The sequence below is a fragment of the Georgenia ruanii genome (assembly GCF_009193175.1).
GTDB lineage: Bacteria > Actinomycetota > Actinomycetes > Actinomycetales > Actinomycetaceae > Georgenia > Georgenia ruanii.
In genome coordinates this window covers 1-19,734 of the sequence record NZ_VUKE01000005.1, presented here as the reverse complement: position 1 = coordinate 19,734, position 19,734 = coordinate 1, and the positions used below count along the sequence as shown (strand labels likewise).

17 protein-coding genes are annotated in these 19,734 nt (G+C 69.8%); 11 read left to right on the top strand and 6 right to left on the bottom strand.

What is annotated here, in order from left to right; all coding sequences use genetic code 11:
- Positions 1-41 precede the first annotated feature (41 nt).
- The 4 genes from GD880_RS06760 (at position 42) to dhaK (ending at position 3,426) form a co-directional block, all read left to right on the top strand.
- Positions 42-914 carry a class II fructose-bisphosphate aldolase gene (locus GD880_RS06760; protein WP_152230874.1) on the top strand — a complete coding sequence of 291 codons (873 nt, stop codon included), beginning with the start codon at positions 42-44 and terminating at the stop codon, positions 912-914.
- Positions 914-1,702, top strand: a complete 789-nt coding sequence (locus tag GD880_RS06755) for an HAD-IA family hydrolase (protein ID WP_152230873.1) — start codon at positions 914-916, stop codon at positions 1,700-1,702. The genes GD880_RS06760 and GD880_RS06755 overlap by 1 nt, the downstream gene beginning before the upstream one ends.
- Positions 1,699-2,352 carry a dihydroxyacetone kinase subunit DhaL gene (gene dhaL / locus GD880_RS06750; RefSeq protein ID WP_152230872.1) on the top strand — a complete coding sequence of 218 codons (654 nt, stop codon included), beginning with the start codon at positions 1,699-1,701 and terminating at the stop codon, positions 2,350-2,352. Before GD880_RS06755 ends, dhaL begins: the two co-directional genes overlap by 4 nt.
- A 78-nt stretch (positions 2,353-2,430) precedes the next feature.
- The gene (dhaK, locus tag GD880_RS06745) at positions 2,431-3,426 is read left to right on the top strand and encodes a dihydroxyacetone kinase subunit DhaK (RefSeq protein WP_152230871.1); all 996 of its coding nucleotides are present in this window, start codon (positions 2,431-2,433) and stop codon (positions 3,424-3,426) included.
- Between the two features lie 119 nt (positions 3,427-3,545).
- Here the strand turns inward: dhaK and GD880_RS06740 are convergent, their stop codons facing one another.
- The 3 genes from GD880_RS06740 to GD880_RS06730 form a co-directional block, all read right to left on the bottom strand.
- Positions 3,546-4,304 carry a DUF427 domain-containing protein gene (locus GD880_RS06740; RefSeq protein ID WP_226909439.1) on the bottom strand — a complete coding sequence of 253 codons (759 nt, stop codon included), beginning with the start codon at positions 4,302-4,304 and terminating at the stop codon, positions 3,546-3,548.
- Between the two features lie 352 nt (positions 4,305-4,656).
- On the bottom strand, positions 4,657-5,763 hold the full coding sequence (locus GD880_RS06735) for an SDR family oxidoreductase (protein WP_152230870.1): 1,107 nt from the start codon (positions 5,761-5,763) through the stop codon (positions 4,657-4,659).
- A gap of 112 nt (positions 5,764-5,875) precedes the next feature.
- Entirely contained in the window at positions 5,876-6,841 is a 966-nt protein-coding gene (locus GD880_RS06730; protein WP_152230869.1) for an aldo/keto reductase, read from the bottom strand.
- Positions 6,842-6,971: 130 nt separating this feature from the next.
- Between GD880_RS06730 and GD880_RS06725 the strand changes: the two genes are divergently transcribed.
- Positions 6,972-7,454 carry a MarR family winged helix-turn-helix transcriptional regulator gene (locus GD880_RS06725; RefSeq protein ID WP_152230868.1) on the top strand — a complete coding sequence of 161 codons (483 nt, stop codon included), beginning with the start codon at positions 6,972-6,974 and terminating at the stop codon, positions 7,452-7,454.
- A 1,217-nt stretch (positions 7,455-8,671) separates the two neighbouring features.
- Positions 8,672-9,553 (top strand): NAD-dependent epimerase/dehydratase family protein, encoded by an 882-nt coding sequence (locus GD880_RS06720; protein WP_152230867.1) that lies wholly within the window; start codon positions 8,672-8,674, stop codon positions 9,551-9,553.
- Positions 9,554-9,945: 392 nt separating this feature from the next.
- Here GD880_RS06720 and GD880_RS06715 read toward each other — a convergent pair whose 3' ends face one another.
- The 3 genes from GD880_RS06715 to GD880_RS06705 all read right to left on the bottom strand — a co-directional run bounded on the left by GD880_RS06715 (position 9,946) and on the right by GD880_RS06705 (position 13,097).
- Positions 9,946-10,311, bottom strand: coding sequence for a nuclear transport factor 2 family protein (locus GD880_RS06715; RefSeq protein WP_152230866.1), 366 nt, complete (start codon positions 10,309-10,311; stop codon positions 9,946-9,948).
- A gap of 173 nt (positions 10,312-10,484) precedes the next feature.
- Positions 10,485-11,141, bottom strand: coding sequence for an NADPH-dependent FMN reductase (locus GD880_RS06710; RefSeq protein ID WP_152231032.1), 657 nt, complete (start codon positions 11,139-11,141; stop codon positions 10,485-10,487).
- 327 nt (positions 11,142-11,468) lie between these two features.
- The gene (locus tag GD880_RS06705) at positions 11,469-13,097 is read right to left on the bottom strand and encodes an MFS transporter (RefSeq protein WP_152230865.1); all 1,629 of its coding nucleotides are present in this window, start codon (positions 13,095-13,097) and stop codon (positions 11,469-11,471) included.
- Positions 13,098-13,557: 460 nt separating this feature from the next.
- Between GD880_RS06705 and GD880_RS06700 the strand changes: the two genes are divergently transcribed.
- The 5 genes from GD880_RS06700 (at position 13,558) to GD880_RS06680 (ending at position 19,246) form a co-directional block, all read left to right on the top strand.
- Positions 13,558-16,218 (top strand): LuxR C-terminal-related transcriptional regulator, encoded by a 2,661-nt coding sequence (locus GD880_RS06700; protein WP_226909437.1) that lies wholly within the window; start codon positions 13,558-13,560, stop codon positions 16,216-16,218.
- 38 nt (positions 16,219-16,256) lie between these two features.
- A complete protein-coding gene (locus GD880_RS06695; RefSeq protein ID WP_152230863.1) occupies positions 16,257-16,499 on the top strand; it encodes a hypothetical protein in 243 nt (80 codons plus the stop codon).
- 90 nt (positions 16,500-16,589) lie between these two features.
- Entirely contained in the window at positions 16,590-17,303 is a 714-nt protein-coding gene (locus GD880_RS06690) for a DNA-3-methyladenine glycosylase family protein (RefSeq protein WP_152230862.1), read from the top strand.
- A 37-nt stretch (positions 17,304-17,340) separates the two neighbouring features.
- Positions 17,341-18,798 (top strand): MFS transporter, encoded by a 1,458-nt coding sequence (locus GD880_RS06685; protein ID WP_226909436.1) that lies wholly within the window; start codon positions 17,341-17,343, stop codon positions 18,796-18,798.
- A 16-nt stretch (positions 18,799-18,814) separates the two neighbouring features.
- Positions 18,815-19,246, top strand: coding sequence for a DUF1275 family protein (locus tag GD880_RS06680; protein ID WP_152230860.1), 432 nt, complete (start codon positions 18,815-18,817; stop codon positions 19,244-19,246).
- Positions 19,247-19,734: the final 488 nt, after the last annotated feature.

The window sequence follows — 19,734 nt, the reverse complement described above, 5'->3', positions numbered from 1 at the left end:
CCCCGCCTGCCCGGCGCGCCCGGCACCAGGGAGGGGCCACCATGATCACGTCCACGCTGGAGCTCACCCGCAAGGGGCAGGAGGGCGGCTACGCCATCCCCGCGGTGAACATCCTCGACGACCTGAGCCTGCGGGCGGTGATCGACGCCGCAGTCGAGAAGGCCTCCCCGGTGATCGTCCAGGTCTCGGTCAAGACGGTGCGGTCGATCGGCGTCGACCTGATGACCAAAACCTTTGCCGCCGCCGCGTCGTCGGTGCCCGTCCCAGTCGCGCTGCACCTGGACCACTGCCCCGACCGCAAGGTCATCGACGACGTCGTGGCGGCCGGCTGGTCCTCGGTCCTCTTCGACGCCTCGGACCGCGACCTCGCCCAGGCCGAGCAGGAGACCAGCGAGGTGGTCGTCCTCGCCCACGCGGCCGGCGTCGACGTGGAGTCGGAGATCGAGAACATCGTCGGCGTCGAGGACGGCGTCGGCTCCGACGTCGCCGTGCACGCGTACTCCGTGGACCAGCTCGCCGAGATCGCCGAGCGCACGGGCGCGGACCTGCTCGCCCCCCAGCTCGGTACGGCCCACGGACAGTACACGAAGGCCCCGGTACTGCTCCCGGAACGGGTCCGCGAGCTCGCCCGGCTCACCGACCGCCCGATCGTGCTGCACGGCGGCACGGGCCTGAGCGACGCGGACTTCCGGACGTTCATCGACGCCGGGGTCTCCAAGATCAACATCTCCACCGGGCTGAAGCGGGCGTACATGCACTCCGCCCTCGAGCACCTGCGCCGCGCGGAGGAGCGCAACAAGTGGGACCCGCCGTCGATGTTCAAGGACATCTCCGCGGCCGTGACGACCGAGGTGGCCCGGTACTTCGACGTGTTCGGCTCGACCGGGCACGCCGACGGCGCAGGGGCGAAGTGATGGCCCCCACCCTGATCTTCGACTGCGACGGCGTCCTGGCCGACACCGAGCGTTTCGGCCACCTGCCGGCCTTCAACGAGACCTTCGCCGAGGTGGGGCTGCCGGTGCGGTGGTCCGAGGAGGAGTACGCCGAGCGCGTCAAGATCGGCGGCGGCAAGGAGCGCATGGCGAGCCTGCTCACCCCCGAGCTCGTCGCGGCGGCGCACCTGCCCACCGACGCCGAGGCGCAGCGGACGATGATCGCCGACTGGCACAAGCGCAAGACGGCCCACTACACCGCCCGGGTCGGCGCCGGCATCATGCCGCCACGCCCCGGGATCGCCCGGATCACCGAGGAGGCGGCCGCCGCCGGCTGGGGCCTGGCGGTCGCCTCCACCTCCGCCGAGGTGTCCGTGCGCGCCGTGCTGGAGCACGCCGTCGGGGCCGCGCGGGCCGCGGACTTCGCCGTGTTCGCCGGTGACATCGTGCCCCGCAAGAAGCCCGCCCCGGACATCTACCTGCACGCGCTGCACGAGCTCGGCCTCGACCCCGCCGACGCCGTCGTCGTCGAGGACAGCGAGAACGGCCTCCGCGCCTCGCTGGACGCGGGGCTGGCCACCGTCGTGACGGTGAGCAGCTACACCGCCGAGGAGGACTTCGACGGCGCCGCGCTGGTCGTCACCTGCCTGGGCGACGACGTCGAGCCCGCCCGGGTGCTCGCCGACCCCCTCGGCCTGGGGGTGGGCGACCGCGTCCGCCTCAGCGACCTGAGCACGATCCTGGACCGGACAAGGAAGGCGCCCCGATGACCGCAGCCCTGCAGCGCACCGAGTTCGTCGTGCGGACCATCGCCGAGACGATCGTCGCGAACGAGAAGTACTTCGGCGATCTCGACTCCGTGGTCGGCGACGGCGACTTCGGCTACTCCCTCGCCCGCGGCTTCGAGAAGGTGCTCGAGCAGTGGGACACCCTGGACCGCACCGACGCCGGGGTGTTCCTGCAGAAGGTCGCGACGACCATCTCCAGCCGCATGGGCGGGACGTCGGGGCCGATCTGGGGCACGGCGTTCCTGCGCGCGGGCGCGGCGTCGAAGGGGAAGGCGGAGCTGGCCAGGTCCGACGTCGTCGAGATGCTCCGGGCCGCGATCACCGGCATCAAGGCGCGCGGCGGCGCGGACCTCGGTGAGAAGACCCTGCTCGACGCGCTCGTGCCGATGACCGACACCCTGGCCGACCTCTTCGAGCAGGGCACCCAGACGCAGGAGGCCCTCGACGCCGCAGCGGCCCGGGCGCGCGAGAGCGCCGAGGCCACCAGCACGCTGCAGGCCAGGCGCGGCCGGGCCTCCTACACCGGTGAGCGGAGCATCGGCTCGCCCGACCCCGGGGCCCTCGCGATCGCCGTGCTCGCGGAGGAGATCGCGAACCGGTGGCAGGACGGTTCCGCCCCCGCCGCCTCCTGAACCTGTCACCCTGGCACCGACGCCGGCCCCGGGCCGGACCTCACCTCACCGACCGTTCACAACGATGTGGAGGACGCCGTGAAGAAGTTCGTCAACGACCCCAAGGACTACGTCCCGCAGATGCTCAAGGGCATCGAGCTCGCCAACCCGGACACCCTGCGCTACGTGCCCGAGTACAACCTCATCATGCGGGCCGACGCCCCGCGCCACGACAAGGTCTCCATCGTTCAAGGCTCGGGGTCGGGCCACGAGCCCGCCCACGTGATGAGCGTGGGCAAAGGCATGCTCGACGGCGCCTGCCCCGGGGACGTCTTCGCCGCGCCGCCGTCGGACTACGTCTACGAGACCGCGAAGCTGCTCGCTTCCGACAAGGGCGTGCTGCTGCTGGTCAACAACTACACCGGCGACAAGATGGCCTTCGAGATGGCCCAGGAGCTGGCCGAGGCCGACGGGATCTCCGCGCGCACCCTCTTCATCGACGACGACGTCGCCGTGCAGGACTCCACCTACACCGTCGGACGCCGGGGGGTCGCCGGGAACTTCTTCGTGATGAAGGCCGTGGGCGCCGCCGCCGAGGCGGGGGCGGACCTGGACGAGGTCGTCCGCATCGGGGAGAAGGTCAACTCCGTCACCCGCACCCTCGGCATCGCCCTGACCGCCTGCACGCCGCCGGCGAAGGGGGCGCCGCTGTTCGAGCTCGGCGACGACGAGATCGAGATCGGCGTCGGAATCCACGGCGAGCCGGGGCGGCGCCGGGCGAAGATCATGTCGGCGGACGCGATCGTCGACGAGTTCCTCGGTGCCGTGGTCCCCGACCTGCCCTACAGCTCCGGCGACGACGTCGCCCTGATGATCAACGGGCTCGGCGGTACCCCCCTCAGCGAGCTGTACCTGCTCTACGGCATCGCCCACGAGAAGCTCGCGGCGCAGGGCATCAATGTCCGGCGCAGCTACGTCGGGGAGTACTGCACCTCCCTCGAGATGGCCGGCGCCTCGCTCACCCTGGTCAAGCTCGACGACGAGATCACGAAGCTCCTCGAGGCGCCGGCGGAGATCGCCATCCGGGTGTTCTGAGCAACCACTCCTGGCATTACTGGGCGCCGCCGCCCGCGCGGACGCACCGCGGACGACGCCGGACCCTGCCCGCCCGGGCCGGCGTCGACCGTGGTCCGTGCGCCTGCGCGCCGCCTGCGCTATGCGCCCGGTTCCTGACCGTCGACGGTGATGTGCAGCTCTGGGCTCTTCTCGGGCCAGAACGCGACCAGCCCGGCGACCTTGGCCGACTCGGGCAAGGGCGTGCGGTAGGACCACGCGCCGTCACGGATCGGGGCCCCCTCGACCGCCAGGTCCCAGTACGTCGCGGTCCCCTTGTAGGGGCAATGCGTGACGGTGGCGGTGGGGACCAGCAGGTCCATGCGGACGTCGACCTGCGGGAGGTAGTAGCGCGGCACGAGCCCGGTCTCGTACAGGACGACCGGGCGGTGCGAGTCGGCGATGACGACGCCGGCGACCGTCACCACGACGTGCCGGCTGCTGGACAGGGCGTCCACACGCACATAGGGGCTGCGGGGGTGGGTGAAGACGACCTCGTCCTCCTCCATCCAGGTGTCGAACGCCGACCAGGTCAGCCCGTACGCGTGGCGCAGGGCCGCGACGCCCGACTCAGCGTGGCGGCGGGCCGCCCGCGACACGACCCGGGCCCCGACCAGGACGTCGAAGAGCTCGCTGCTGCCGAAAACCTTGGACGCCGGCCCCTCGCCGGCCGGTCGGAGCTCGACCTTCAGGTCCGCCTCCGGGAAGAAGTACTCGGGGACAAACGGGCGCCCCCACACCAGCAGCGGCGCCCGGGAGTCCACCACGAGCTCGCCCAGGCTGAACGCGCGCACGCGCTTCAGGCCCTGCTGCACCGTTCCGGGTGGGATGACGAACGGGTTCTCAAGGATGTCGCTCACGACACCAGTGCACTCCTGGACGCTGGATGGCGCCCGGCAAGGTTCGCCGGCGACTTCCCCATGCCGACGGCCCTGGGGACCAGCGGGCGACTTGGGACCGTTGACCCGGGTCGTCCCACTCCTGATTCCACCAATTCTCGCCTGTGGTCCCAATGTTCGTGCCCTCTACGTGCCACGCCTGAACCGCTGAACTACCGGCGCGCCGTTGTCTGCGGCTCCCCCCGTCAGCAAGGATGCTTCCTCAACCGCCAAGCCGGCTGGTCTCCGACTGGAGACGCGCCCAGCCTGGGTCTTCACGTCCTCGCACCGGTGGACCGCCCCCTCGCCGCGAGATGAACACTGTCATCGCGGTTCAGTGGTCATGGAACGGTGGCAGCACCTTCCCCTCGACGAGGTGATCGAAGAGCTGGAGCAGTCGGGTCTCGGTGTCGAGGGCGTCGGCGAATCCCGCCTGACGGATCTTCACGGTCGAGGTGATGTTGTCCGCCTCGTGGTGGAACAGGAAGTCCCCGACCGGCCAGCCGACGAGGTTCTCGTACGGCGTGGGCACCAGTCCGTGACGCTCGACGAGCCGGTGCCACACGTCGGCGCGGGTGGGCATCGCCTCGGCGAGCGACATCGGCTGCGGCGGCGCGTAGTCCATGCCGAAGTGTGCGGCGAACCGTGGCCACAGGCCGGACCAGCGGAACTGGTCGCCGTTGGTGACGTTGAAGACCTGGTTCGCGGCGGTGTCGGCGGAGCCCGCCCACATGGTCGCCCGGGCGAGCAGCTCGGCGTCGGTGGTCTGGTAGAGCACGTCGTAGGCGGCGCGGGTGCCGGGGAAGCGCATCGGCAGGCCGAGCTCCTTGCAGATCGCGGCGTAGACGCCGATGACCAGCAGGAGGTTCATGGGGTTGCCGACGGCGTATCCGGTCACGCCCTCGGGGCGCAGCGCCGTGAAGGCGAAGCCCCGCTCGGCGGCGGCCTGACGCAGGAGATCTTCCTGCGTGTAGTAGAAGTGCGGCGCGACGAGGCGGGGGTCGCTCTCCTTCGCCGGCGTGGTGAAATAGCCGAGGTGGTGGCCGTACGCCTTCCCGCCCTGGTACAGGGTGACGTGCCGGAGCGGGGCGCCGGCGGCCTGCAGGGCGTCGAGGGTGTTGCGCAGGAGCGCGTCGTTCACCTCGATGAGCTCGGCGTCGGTCGGCCGCTCGATGTAGGCGGCGAAGACGAGGTGGGTGACGTCGGCCAGCCCGGCGAGCCCGGTCCGTGCCCTCTGCGGGTCGAGCAGGTCGACGCTGCGGTGCTGCCAGGGTGCCTCGATGGCCCGGTGGCTCACGCCGTGGACGGTCCACCCCAGCCGGGTGTACTCCCGGGCGGCGTAGCTGCCGATGAGGCCGGCGTCCCCGGCGACGAGGACGGTGCCGCCGTCCGCGGGCAGCTCGGTCAGCCCGAGTCCTGGCGTGCTGGGGATGATGGTCATGGAGGGATCCGTTCGAAGGGTGGGGCGAAGCGCGCCGCCGACCTGGTGGCCGAGGCCTTCCGGACCGTCGGCCCCCGGCGGGGCCGACGGTCCGGGATGGAGATTGAGCCGCTCAGGCGAAGGGCTGCGAGGCCGCGTCGAGGGCGGCGACGTCGACCGCCGTCAGCCGCAGCGACCTTGCGGCCAGGAGGGCCGGGAGCTGCTCGACGGTCCGGGCCGAGGCGATGGGGGCGGTGATGCCCTTGGCGAGCAGCCACGCCAGCGCGACCGTGGCCGGCTCGGCCTCGTGCGCCTCGGCCACGCGAACCAGCTCGGCCACCACCGTCAGGCCCTGCTCGGAGAAGTACCCCTGCGCGAAGCCTTCCCGGGCCGTGCCCGCCAGGTCGGCGACGGAGCGGTACTTCCCGGTCAGGAAGCCCGACGCCAGCGAGAAGTACGGGAAGACGGCGGCATCGAAGTGCTCGGCGACCGGGCGGTAGCCCTGCTCGTAGTCCTTCCGGAAGACGAGGTTGTACTGGGGCTGGATCGCCACCGGCACCGTGAGATCCTCGGCGGCCGCGTGCTCGAACCAGCGGCGCATCCGTTCGGGCGAGTAGTTGGAGATACCGACGTACCGGATCTTGCCGGCGCGGACGAGGGCGTCGTAGGTCTCCGCATGCTCCTCGATCGCGACGTTCTCGTCGTCCTGGTGGGCGTAGTAGAGGTCGACACGGTCCGTCCGCAGGCGGCTCAGGGAGCTGTCGAGCGCGGCGGTGACGGTGGCGCGGTCCTGCTTGTCGAACGGTGCGAGCATCCCGACCTTGGTGGCGATGACGACGTCGTCGCGGTTGCCGCGTGCGGCCATCCACTCCCCCAGGATCGCCTCGGACTCACCCCCGCCGTGGCCCTCCGCCCACGCGGAGTAGACGTCGGCCGTGTCGATCAGGGTGCCGCCCGCCTGGCGAAAGGCGTCGAGCACGCCGAAGGACTCCTCACGGTCGGAGGTCCAGCCGAAGGTGTTGCCGCCCAGAACCAGCGGAACGGCGGTGACGTCCGTGCGCGGAATGGCGACGAGGTTGTCCTGGAGGTTGACTGCCACGAAGGCTCCTAACTGTGGTGCACGAGGTACCCGCGACGCGGTGCGAGCCGGCCAGGCACATGACTTGCTGCGGAAAGTGACCGTACGAAGCGGTCACTTTCCGTGTCAAGTCATCGGTAGGCTGGCGGTCATGACGACGGACGACGACGTGCGCTGGCTCCTGCCGGAAGAATCCGAGGCGTGGCTCTCGGTCTGGACGATGATGGTGTGGCTGCCCACGCGCCTGGACGCCCAGCTTCGGGAGGACGTCGCGCTGACGCTCCCCGAGTACCACGCGCTCTCCCAGATCTCGATGGCGCCGGAGCGCACCCTCCGGCTCAGCGAGCTCGCGGCCGTCGCCAACATGACGCTCTCGCACCTGTCGCGCGTCGTCTCGCGCCTGGAGAAGGCCGGCCTGGTGCGCCGCACCCCGGACCCCACCGACGGCCGGTACACGCTCGCTGTGCTCACCGAGGCCGGGTGGCGCAAGGTCGTCGCGGCGGCTCCGGGGCACGTCGACGCCGTGCGCCGCTACGTCTTCGACAACCTCACGCCGGAGCAGAAGAAGGCACTCGGTGACGCGGCGGCGCGGATCGTCGAGACGCTGCGCCCGCCGCGACTAGCACGGGCCTGAAGAAGAACAAGTACGAGCACGGGGTGGCGCGGATCGCTCGGCACGTGCACCGGTTGTTCGACGAGAAGAATTCCCTGCCCGACGCACCGGCTGCACCTCGCGGTTCGTCGCACAGCAGTCCCGCCCCGTCCCGCCACGCGAGACCGATCTCGACCGACACCGGGGCCACGAAGAGGCAGCTGACCGGCTGGCCCGAAGGGCTCTGGATCGTGGGAACTACCTCCTGGTCCGCCTCCCGTCCGTGCCCCCTGCGTCCCCTTTGGATGCGCTTATCGGGTCACTCATGACTCCAGGTGTCGACGGCACCCCGAGACGCGAAGATGCGCGGACCCGCTAGATTCCACGGATTCGCGCCCCTGACAGGGTCGACGGCCGGTGACGGCCGAGGGACCAGCTAGAAACTATTCGTCTGGCCGAAGAGCTCGCAATCGTTGGAATCGTGCGGCTTCCGGTGCCAGCGGATGGCCCCAGTGGCCCCTGCGTGCTACTCCGGAAGACGAGCCCCTGCTACCACCAGCAATGTGATGGTCGAAGCCACAACTGCCAAGGCTACGCTCGCCCACCCACACGCGACCGGTGCAGGTAAGCACCCCGACTCCCCTTCAGCACGATGCCATAAGCGCCGGCACGAGCATCACGCACGCCCGAATGGTTGGCCGCTGCGCGCAGGCTGAGAACATGTCGACGTCCGCGGTGCTCTGGCCATTCGTCGTCGAGGTCACCTCCGAGATCCCCGCTGTCGCGCACCGCCTGTCGCCACCTGCCGCAACGGGGGTCGAGGTCGCACGGTGTGCCCTCGACGAGATCATCCTGACCGCCGTCGGCCGCGGCGCATGGTCACCGGTGAGGCCATACGACCTCCGTCCGTGTCCGCCCGCAAATCACCGGGATCCGGTGACGATTCTTCACCCACCAGGGCCGAGCCTGCATTCGTCGCGGGGCTCGCGCAGGTCACCGCGCATGCTCGATGGTCCAGGGGACGCCGTGACTTTCACCATCGCCACACCCGCCGGCAGCAAGCTCGCCCTGCCCGACGGCGCCCCGGTCTCCGCTTTCACGTTCGGCCCTCAGAACGTGGCCGAGCTCGGCCGCGTTCGGACTATTAGCCGAGCCGAAACCACCCCGCAGCGACGACGACAACACGAATCTCGGTATCCGCCTCGCTCCACACGGACGGCGAGCGTGGCCCGACACCAGCGATAGGAGGCCGTCCGACCATGAAGATCGCGCTGACCGGTGCCACGGGGTTTATCGGATCCCACGTCTTGGCGGCATTGGAGGAGCACGGACACGAGGTGATGGCGCTTGTCCGCGATGACGCCAGGGCAGACGTTGTCAAGGCTCGCGGCGCCAGCCCGATCGTGGTGGACCTCTACGACCGGCCGGCTGTCATGAGCCTGCTGAGCAATGCCGACGGGGCCATCCACACGGCGAGTCCTGGCGACGCCACCAGCGCCGACCTGGACGCCGCCGTGGTTGATGCGGCGATCGGCGCATTCGCCGGCACCGGCAAGCCCTACCTCCACATCAGCGGGACGTGGACCTACGGGGACAATCGCTCGATCACCGAGGAGTCCCCGTTCGACGCGCCTGCGCTGGTGGCCTGGAAGGAACCGATCGAACGCCGACTGCTCGGTACGGACGGCATGCGCGGAGTGGTTGTCGTGTCGAGTGTCGCCTACGGCTACGGCGGCGGTGGTGTGCCCGGGCTTCTTCTCGGCTCCCCCCGCGACGACGCGGACCGTCTGATCATGCTCGGCACCGGAGAACAGCACTGGTCCACGGTTCACGTCGCTGACCTGGCAGATGCCTTCCGGCGCGCGCTGGAAAACGACTCGGCCCACGGCATCTACCTCATCGGCGATGGGCGGAACTCCTCCGTCGCCGAACTGACCGAGGCCGCCGCCGTCGCGGTCGGCGCCCCGGGAGCGGTTCCCGGTTCCGGGGACGAAGCGCGGGCACGGGTGGGCGACCATCTCGCCGCAGCGTTGCTGCTCGATCAGGCCACCGTCGCAGCCAAGGCTCGTGCCGACCTCGGCTGGTCGCCGTCGCGTCCAGGACTCGTCGACGAGTTCCGCTCCGGGAGCTACCGCAAGTGACGAGAGGCCGGCCGCGTCCCCTGCCGATCATCACATTCCCGGGACTCGCTGACCACAGCCACCGATACGCGGGCCAGGCGAGCTGACCGCCGTGCCGGAAACCCCGGGAAACAACAGAGCGGCGTGGGCACCCGAAGAGTCGAAAGGATGCGGGAAGCGGCGTCCCGACGCGACCAGGGCGCGGACTCGCCCTCGGCGAGCTCCTCGCGCGCGGGTCGAGAGCTTCCCGACCCGTCATCGCGAGCACTCACGGACGTCTGGTGGCGATCGCAGCGTTGGCCTGCGGGGAGCTCGGGCGTGACATCCCTCAGCGACCGCGTCTTACGGGAGTTGGGACCGACCGCAGGAATGCGGCCCAGAGCGATGCGTGGCGGCATCGACCGGGAGGCGGATCATGCAGCGCCTTCGGGCAGGAGCAAAGTGCGCACCAGGCTCACGCGCCCGTCACGAATGGTGAGGATATCGATCCCACGGGCTACCGGGTTGCCAGGCGGTCCGAAACGCCACGCCAGCGCGCCGGTGTCGGTACCAACGTACCGGTGTCCGTCCTCCTCGAACACGAAGTTCGCCGGGGCGCCATCGAGAAGCTCCTGAGCCCGGTCGCTCAACGCCTGTCGTCCGACAAATTCTCCTTCTGGGTCGATAAACGTCACGTCGTCCGTATATGTTCGTTCGATGGCCGCCCGTCGGCGTTCAGGGTCTCGCTCGGCAAAGACTTCATGCAGGTTGCTGTGAAGCAACTCCATCACGTCTCGCATGTCATTGGTCCTCTCACGCGATCCCGTCGCGCTTGGAGTCGAGCGCCCATTGGTAAAGGTCCAGAGGCGTTGGCCCTCTGGCGCTGCCCCTCGACTTCGGCGAGTTGATCGAGGCGCTCTTCACCAACGAGCCCCTCGACATCACGTCCACCAGGGAGCCCCGCGCGCGTGCGTCATGCTCGATCGACTCTATCGATCGCAGGATCGGGAGCCTCGCCGAGGAACTCCACCCAGGCACGCTTGATGCACGGGTAGTGGATGGATGCCTCGACCAGGTCCATGAAGTCGGCGATCGTGGACTCAAACCGCACGCGCAAGTGGTCGTTGCCGAGACCTCCGTCGCCGTCGAAAGCACTGTGCGCCTGGGCAAGGGAGAACATGTCGGGGTAGACCCGGGCCCCGAGGTGCTCGAGCGGAACTCGCAGCGCCCACAAGCCGCGGTTCCCGCCGACCATCGAGGGCGAAGCCGACAGCAACAGGCAGTGCCGTTCGTTGAAGGGCTGGGGGCGATACCGGGACACCCAGTCGATCACGTTTTTCAGGCCACCCGGGACGGAGGCGTTGTACTCCGGCGACGCGATCACGAACGCATCGCACATCTCTAGCCGCTCGCGCAACGCCTGCGCGCCAGGTGGCAAGCCATCGGCTTGTTCCACGTCCGCGTCGTAGGACGGGGCGTCGAAGTCGGACAGCGACCCCAGATAGACATCGCCGCCGTTCGCCGTGATCACCTTGGCGGCGAGGCGGGCCAACGAACTGTTGAGCGAACCGGCTCGCAGCGAGCCGGAGAACACCAGAAACCGAAGTGTCGCATGGTCGGGCCGGCTCATCCCCGGGACACCACTCACGGTCGACTCCTTGTCGCGAGACGCGCCGAAGCCCACGCGTGCGCCGGACACTCCACGATGGACCTCGAGTTCCAGTCGAGCGTGTCTCTCATGGCGAACTCCTGTCGTTCGCGATGACCGGACATGTGTTGGCCACGGGTCCTGGAAAAGGGCCTTTCTCGCCGATCGGGCGTTTGACCTGCCGCCTCCTGGTGGGAGGCGGGCTTTCAGCCTCGGCCAGGGACTGTGAGGACCGCGTGATTCGGCACGGACCTTGACGGTCGCGCGGGTGCACGACCTCAGGTTGGTTGCCGGCCAGGTGAGCATGCGTCATTGGATCCTCGTGATGCGCCCGGTGGAGGTCACGGGCGAGCAGCTGCACAGGGCGACGGGAATCGCTTCGGAAGGCTGGCGCCGGGCCGGAGCGGCAGCTGGGGCGGCTGGGACGGCCGGGACGAGCACGCGCGGCGGGTCGCTTGCATCCGGGGTTGCGGCAGGCGCTTCGTTGACGTCGGCGAGCCGGCGCCGCGGCGGCAGCAGCACGATCGCGAGGACGAAACCGAGCCCGAAGAGCCCCGACGACACCCCGAAGGCGACCGTGTAGCCGTGGGTGGCCGCGATCGCCGGGGCCAGGGGGCTGGTGCGGTGCCCGATCAGGTAGGTGGCCGTGGCACCGAGCGCGATCGTGCTCAGCGCCGACGTCCCGATCGACCCGCCGACCTGTTGCATCGTGTTGACCAGGGCAGAGGCCACGCCGGAGTCCTCGGGTGCGACGCCGGCCGTGGCGGTGTTGATCGCCTGGGCGAAGATCAGGCCGAGGCCCAAGCCGAGGAGGACCAGGGCGGCCAGCACCGCGCCGACATAGCTGGACGTGACGGTGACCTGGGTCAGGACGGCCATGCCGCCGGCGCCGAGCAGCATGCCCGCCGCGATCAGGGCACGCGGTCCGAAGCCCATGATGCTGGAGAGGTTGGAGCTGAGCAGGATGCACCCCGTCATCGGCAGGAACAGCAGCCCGGTTGTCAGCGGGCCGTCTCCTTTGACCACCTGCAGGTAGAAGGTCAGGAACAAGAAGGTGCCGAAGATCGCCACTCCGGAGATGCCGACAGCGACATAGGAGCCGCCGCGGGCGCGGTCAAGAACGACGCGCAGGGGCAGCAACGGGTGGCGGACACGCCGCTCAGCAGCGACGAAGCCGGCGAGCAGCAGCACGCCGCCGACCAAGGAGCCGAGGGTCAGCGGAGCCGTCCAGCCGACGGTCGCGGCACGGGAGCAGCCAAGGACGACCGCGAACAACCCGGTGCAGACCAGCACGGCGCCGGGCCAGTCCATGCGCGGCCGGCTCGCTGGGCGGCCGCCGCGGATGTAGGCCAGCGCGCCCGCGACGGCCATCGCGGCGAACACCAGGTTGACGAACAGGCACCAGCGCCACGAGAGGTACTCGGTGAGCACCCCGCCCAGGATCAAACCGACGGCGCCGCCGCTGGCCGCGACCGAACCGAAGACACCGAAGGCCCTCCCCCGTTCGCGCGAGTCTTGGAACGTGCTCACCAAGGTGCCGAGCGCTGACGGCGCGAGGACAGCACCGAAAGCCCCCTGCAGCGCCCGAGCCGCCACCAGGACGGCGAACGAGCCTGCGGCGCCGCCGATCGCCGAGGCGACGGCGAATCCGAGCAGGCCGGTGATAAAGACCCACTTGCGACTGAACATGTCGCCCAGCCGTCCGCCCACCAGCAGCAGGCTGCCGAACGACAGCGCGTACGCGGTCACCACCCACTGCCGTCCGCTGTTGGAGAAGCCCAGCGCCTGCTGGGCGGACGGCAGTGCAATGTTCACGATCGTCGCATCCAGCACCACCATCAGCTGGGCGACAGCAACCCCGGCCAGGACCAGCCAGCGCCGGTCAGCCGACGCCTCCCGCCGGTTGAGGGTGGCCGACGATGCTGCAACCGAGGACATCCCGTACCACCTCTTCGCTCCGCGGAGCCTGCACTGGCCTGACTTGCTTGACGCAGGCGCCGTGGCCCGGCCCGATGAACCACGCTTGCACCCGACCGGGTGAAACGCCGTCACCCTGTCTTGGTGATCCGCGTACCGAAGGCCGAGCCCCGGCGGTCTGAGCGGCGCGGAGTCATCGCGGAGCGCAGCGCGGTCGGCACCAGTTACCGGCCGCGGCATCCCGCGACGATCCTCCCGAGGCCGACGGCGTGGTTGGCGCGTCCGCTGACCGCGAACACGGCATCACGCCCGAGCTCGTGGCGTTGAATCATCTATGGCGAGACGTGGCCATGTCCCACTCCCGGGCGTCGGTGCCCGCTCGCAGGGCGAACTGGCGGTAGGCGCGACGGCGCCGGGAAGAGACGCCGGCGACAGGGGCCTACGGCCCCACGACCACCGCAGGCTTCTGGGGGCGGGTGAAGTGAATCCCAGACTGATCGAGCGGGCCGCACTTCTTGCCGCGCTCGACGCGGCGGCGGCGGGAAAGGTCACGCTCATCTCGGCTCCGGCGGGCAGCGGGAAGACGTCGCTGATCCGCGCCTGGGCGAACCGCCCCGGGCAGCCCTATCGGCTTGCCATGGTTCAGGTGCCACGCGACCAACGGGACGCTCAGCTCTTCTGGCTCGCCCTGCTCACGGCCGCCCGAGAAGCCCGCGGCACCGTGAGCGACGCGGCTGAGCCGCCTGCTCCGACTCCCGACTTCGACGGGCAGGCGATGGTCGACAGGGTCCTGGCGGAACTCGCCGCACGGAGCGACCCCGCCATGCTGATCGTCGACGATCTGCACGAGCTGAACTCCCCGGAAGCTCTCGCCCGGCTGACGGACCTGCTGACGCGGCTGCCCGCACACGTGCACGCAATCCTTGCGATGCGCCACGACCTCCCGGTCCACCTGCACCAACTTCGCCTCGCCGGCGAGCTGGCCGAGATCCGAGCGACAGACCTGCGTTTCACCGAAGGAGAATCCCGCCGGCTTCTCGATGCCTCCGATATCGCCCTGTCCGATGCTGGTGTGGCGCTGCTGCACCAACGAACCGAAGGGTGGGCCGCCGGGCTGCGGCTGGCGGTGATCTCACTGACCGGCCACCCTGATCCGGAACGCTTCGTCGCCGAGTTCACCGGGAGCGATCGAACGGTCGCCGAGTACCTGATCGCGGAAATGCTGGACCGCCAGCCGGCCGACGTCCAGCGTCTCCTTCTGTGCACGTCCCTGGTCGAACGCTTCACCGGTGAGCTTGCCGATCAGCTGACGGGCGGCATCGGAGCGGAGCGGACCCTCCTGGCTCTCGAAGACGCGAACGCGTTCGTGGTGTCGCTGGACCCGGAGCGCACGTGGTTCCGCTACCACCACCTGTTCGGCGATCTGCTCCGACTGGAGCTACGCCGCGCGATGCCCGCGGAAGTGCCGGAACTGCATCGGCGGGCCGCCACGTGGTTTCTGGCGCACGGATGGGTCGTAGACGCCATTCGGCACACCCAAGCCGTGGGCGACTGGTCAGGTGCGGCCCGGCTCTTGACCGATCATTCGTTGAGCCTGATGCTCGACGGACAGACGCAGACCATGCGCAGGTTGCTGACGGCCTTCCCCTTACACGGAGCCGACGCTGACCTCCCTGAACTAGCGCTCGCGCGCGCCGCCGTCGAGGTTGTGGAGGGACGCCTGGACGAGGCAGCCGCCCACCTGGCGGTTGCCGAATCACAGATCCAGACAGCCTCACACGGTCGCCGGCACCGCCTCCAACTCGCCATCGTCGCGCTGAGACTGTCACTGGCGAGGCGCCGGGGTCACCTGTCCGACGTGGTGGACCGAGCGGCCGAGGTTCTCGCTCCCATGATCGATGCACGGACCGAAGAAGACATCGCGCTCTACGGCGATCTGCGCGCAGTTGCGCTGATGAATCTGGGGACCCTCGAAGCTTGGTCACTGGGAGCTCCGGACGGCGAACGCCACCTCCAGGAGGGCGCCGCCCTCGCTCGGAGGTTGGGCCGGCCCTACCTCGAGGTCGGTTGCCTCGCCCAGCTCGGATTCGCGGCAAAGATCCGCTCGGTGAGCGAGGCCCGACGTCGCTGCGAGGAGGCCATAGCGCTCGCCGAACAACACGGATGGGGCACGGAGTGGATCGTCGCACCCGCACTGGTCACGCTCGCCGAAACGATGATCTGGACCGGCGAGCTCGACGAAGGCCAACGATGGTTGCAGCGCACCACGCAGGCCCTGCAATCCGACACCGGGCCGGGCATCAGGCAGCTGCTTCACAGGGCTACCGGGATGCTGCATGCCGGCAGCGGCCGCTTCCGCGAGGCGCTCGAGGAGTTCAACGCTGCCGAACAGCTGCAATCGCAGTTGGCGTGCACGCCCGTCTTGGCCACCCAGGCGAGCGGCTGGCGGCTGGCCACGCAGGCGCGCCTCGGGAAGCCCGGACTGGCCCGCGCCACCCTCGCCACGCTCCCGCACTCGCAGGCGCAGACCGCGGAGATCTGCAACGCACGGGCGACGATCTCGCTCGCGGAAGGCGACCCCGCCGCAGCGCTCGCCGCGCTGCCTGACGGGCCCGACGAGCACGTGTCGCCGGCGAACGTCACCACGGCCGTCGAAGCACGCTTGCTTGCGGCGCGCGCACACGAGGAGCTCGGCGACCATCGCGCCGCCAAAGAGGCCACGGAAGGTGCGCTGGCCCTCGCCGAACCCGATCGCCTCGTGCTGCCGTTCGCGATGACAGGCTCACGCCAGCTGCTGGAGACCCTGCCGCGCCACGAAACAGCGCACGCCGCTCTGGTCATCGACATTCTCGATGTTCTGGGCGGGTCGTCCTTGCCTGTCGAAGACCGGTTCGCGGCACCGCCAACGGAGCGGCTGAGCCCGAGCGAGCTCAGGGTGCTTCGATACCTTCCGACGAACCTCTCCCGGCCCGAGATTGCACGCGAGCTGTCCGTCTCGGTGAACACCGTCAACACGCACGTGCGCAACATCTACGCCAAGCTTCAGGCTCGTGATCGCTCCTCGGCCGTGGATCGCGCACGAGAGTTGCGCCTGCTGTCGCCCGAGACGCATGTGCGACCGCGCCAGGTCACCAGATCATGATGAACCGGCCTCACCTGCCAGCCGGCCACCATGGCCTCATGGACGCGGCGCCGGCTCTGTACACCATCCGCCTCAAGGGCCGCCTCGGCATCGCAACGCTCGCTGCCTTCCCGGCGATACAGCCACGGCAGCTAGGCGCAGAAACCGTGCTGACCGGCCTCCTGGATCAGTCCGCGCTCTATGGCGTCCTGGCACAGGTCGAGGCGCTGGGCCTTGACCTGATCGAGGTTCGCCGCCACGAACGTGACGCCGGTACCGGCAGCCCACAGGGGAACGCATGAGATGAACGCCAGCAGGTCCGGTCGACGTCTGCCGCCGGCCCCTGGTCATGAAAGAGGGACCGCGATCCCGCCCGGCAAGGACCCAGACCGGTGATCGCAGATGCCGGGCGCGCCGAGCGGCTGCGGCAGGCGCGCAGCCACCTCCGCGGTGCCGATCCGGTGTTGGCGCGGCTCATCGACGGCCGGCCGGACTTCGATCCGCGCGCGTGGATCGCCCGCTTGCCGGCGATGGACCTGTACGGCGCCCTGCTGTTCCAGGTCGCCGGGCAGCAGCTCTCGGTCGCGGCGACGCGCCATACCCTGGCTCGCATCCAGGCGCTGTTCGACGGCCGTCTCCCGTCGCCGACCGAGCTCCTCGCAGCCGAGCCGGGCGCACTCCGCGAGGCTGGCCTGTCCTGGCGAAAGGTCAGTACCCTCCGCGACCTGGCCGAGCGGCTGTCGGACGGGCGGCTCGACACCACCGTCTTGAGTGGCCTGCCAGACGACGAGCTGATGGCCGAACTGACCGCCGTCCCCGGGATAGGTCCCTGGACCGCGCAGGGAGCCCTGATCCTCGCCCTGGGGCGAGAAGACGTCGTTCTTCCGGGCGACCTTGCGCTGCGCCGAGCCATCCAGGTCGCCTACCGGCTCGACCACCGTCCGAGCCAACAGGAGGTCCTCGCCATCTCCGAGAAGTGGCGCCCCTACCGCAGCCTCGCGACCAGCTACCTGTTCTCCGCCGAGTCGGAGCCGACCGTGATACCAGTGGCCGGGGCGAAGACGAGCATTGCCCCTGATCGAGCGCGCCATGACGACCGCAGCTAGTGCCGCACTCTCGTACTCCTCCACTCCGGGGCGGTGGGTGCTGGCGATCACCGTCCTCGGGTCGGGCATCGCCGCGGTGGACGCCACGGTCGTCAACATCGCGCTGCCGACCATCGGACGGGACTTCCACACCGGCGTCGCCGCTCTGCAATGGGTGGCGAACGGCTACACACTGACGCTCGCCGGCTTTCTACTCATCGGCGGCTCACTCGGGGACCGCTTCGGCAGGCGAAGGGTGTACCTGATCGGTGTTGTCTGGTTCGCGCTGGCCTCAGTCGCGTGCGGGCTCGCCCCGAGCGCCGTGCTGCTCGTGGCCGCCCGGATCCTCCAAGGGTTCGGGGCGGCGCTGCTCACGCCCGGAAGCCTGGCCATACTGGAGGCCTCGTTCGTGCCCGACGACCGGGCCCGGGCGATCGGCGCCTGGTCGGGCCTGGGAGGGCTGGCGATCGCCGCCGGTCCGGTGCTCGGGGGCTACCTGATCACGGCCGCGTCCTGGCGCTGGATCTTCTTCATCAATGTCCCGATCGCGGCCGCGGTCGTCGTCCTCGGCGCGCGGCACGTCCCCGAGTCCCGTGATGCGAGCGTGACGGGCAGGCTCGACTACGGCGGCGCCGTGGCCGCCGCCGTGTTCCTGTCCGGCCTCACGTACGCGTTCATCGAGGCGCCCACGCTCGGCTGGCTGTCCCCCGCCGTGCTCATGGCTACCCTGCTAGCCATAGGCGGGCTCACGGCCTTGCTGGTCCTCGAGCGCCGCGAGGCGGCGCCGATGCTGCCGCTCTCGATCTTCCGGGAGCGGCAGTTCACGGCCACCAACGCCGTGACCTTCATCGTGTATGCGGCGCTGACCGGGGCGACCTTCCTGCTTCCCTTGGTGCTGCAGGTGGTCTCGGGGTACTCACCGCTCGGCTCCGGGCTGGCGCTGCTACCGCTGACCGCAATCATGCTGACGTTGTCCGCACGCTCGGGCAGGGTCGCCACCCGGATCGGGCCGCGCCTCCAGCTGAGCATCGGGCCGGTGGTGGTGGGCGCGGGTGTAGCCGCGCTCGCGTTCACCACGGCCGGGTCCACCTACGTGATCTACACGCTGCCGGCGATCGTCATCCTCGGGCTCGGGCTCGCCATCACGGTCGCGCCGCTCACCGCCACCGCCATGAGTTCCGCACCAACCCAACACTCGGGCATCGCATCGGCGATCAACAACGACGTCGCGCGGGTCGGTGGCCTGCTGGCGGTCGCCGTGCTTCCGACGCTGGCAGGCATCACCGGTAAGGCCTATCTCGACCCGGAGACGCTCGCCGCCGGCTTCACGACCGCGGTGCTCATCTCCGGCGGGCTGTGCGTGGCAGCCGGTCTCCTCGCCGCTGCCACCATCACCAACCCCGGGCCCGCGCGCCGGCCAGCCGGCGCCCCCGCACCGGAGTACCGCCATTGCGGCCTCGAGGCGCCTCCGTTGACCACCGGCGTCAGCCAAGCGGTCACGCAAGGGCCGCGGTGACACGTTCCGCACCGACGTGGTAAATCGATCCCAGGAACCGTCCGTTGCCACGCTGGTCGAGGCTGCGCTAGTCCTTGGTGCGTTCGCCTTGGCGGCAGCCCAGACACCCCCCTACCGCGACGTTGGCGTCACCGTTCCCATCACGCTGCTCGGGTTCGGGATGGGCCTCCAGAACGCGACTGCACGCGCCCTCGCCGTGCCCGACCTCACCACGACTGTGCTCACGCTGACCATCACCGGGATCCCCGCCGACAGCACGCTTGCCGGCGGACAAGTCAGCAGGGTGGGGCGTCGCCTCGTCGGCGTCGTGAGCATGTTCCTGGGGGCGTTTGTCGGCGTGGTGCTCATCGAAGCCGGCCACGGCGCTTTGACTCTCCTCCTCGCCACGATGCTCCTCGTGGGGGTCACGGTCACCGCAGCCCGGAAGTCCGGCGCCAAGTTCTCATGAATTGCGCCATGACAGCCCCACGATCAGGTCCAGGGCACAAGTCCACCTCATCAGGCTGGACAGCGGGCTGGATATCGAGGGACGCGGCGCCCGGGGCCGTCGTCAAGCTCGTCGTCGAGGGCTCGTTGCGGCATGACTCTGCCCGGTCCACCCGCCCGGCCGCCTCGCGCTGGAGGCCAAAGGCACAGCAGGTGACCTCGCGTCGATCAGCGCAACGCCCCTCGAAGGCATCGCGTGCGATCGGCGTCTGCCGTGATGAGGTGCGTTCCCTCCCGGCGCGCACGCACGCTCGGGGCGCCTGGTCACAGAGAGCAACGGTCGACATGACATCGACGCTCAGCTTCGCCGTCTTCGACGCGCTGGACAAGCCCCTGGTGGGAGACCGGCCCCGCCCGTTCGGGCCACCGATGGCCTGGGACCCGATGACGTCGACCCTGATCTCCGGCGAGCACGATGCGGTCCTGGTGGACCCGCTCACCACCGTCGCC

Bases quoted from the DNA above. Each gene is read 5' to 3' on its own strand.
- GD880_RS06760 (WP_152230874.1), top strand. From the start codon at position 42: ATGATCACGTCCACGCTGGAGCTCACCCGCAAGGGGCAGGAGGGCGGC.
- GD880_RS06755 (WP_152230873.1), top strand. From the start codon at position 914: ATGGCCCCCACCCTGATCTTCGACTGCGACGGCGTCCTGGCCGACACC.
- dhaL (WP_152230872.1), top strand. From the start codon at position 1,699: ATGACCGCAGCCCTGCAGCGCACCGAGTTCGTCGTGCGGACCATCGCC.
- GD880_RS06735 (WP_152230870.1), bottom strand. From the start codon at position 5,763: ATGACCATCATCCCCAGCACGCCAGGACTCGGGCTGACCGAGCTGCCC.
- GD880_RS06725 (WP_152230868.1), top strand. From the start codon at position 6,972: ATGACGACGGACGACGACGTGCGCTGGCTCCTGCCGGAAGAATCCGAG.
- GD880_RS06720 (WP_152230867.1), top strand. From the start codon at position 8,672: ATGAAGATCGCGCTGACCGGTGCCACGGGGTTTATCGGATCCCACGTC.
- GD880_RS06715 (WP_152230866.1), bottom strand. From the start codon at position 10,311: ATGCGAGACGTGATGGAGTTGCTTCACAGCAACCTGCATGAAGTCTTT.
- GD880_RS06710 (WP_152231032.1), bottom strand. From the start codon at position 11,141: ATGAGCCGGCCCGACCATGCGACACTTCGGTTTCTGGTGTTCTCCGGC.
- GD880_RS06705 (WP_152230865.1), bottom strand. From the start codon at position 13,097: ATGTCCTCGGTTGCAGCATCGTCGGCCACCCTCAACCGGCGGGAGGCG.
- GD880_RS06695 (WP_152230863.1), top strand. From the start codon at position 16,257: ATGGACGCGGCGCCGGCTCTGTACACCATCCGCCTCAAGGGCCGCCTC.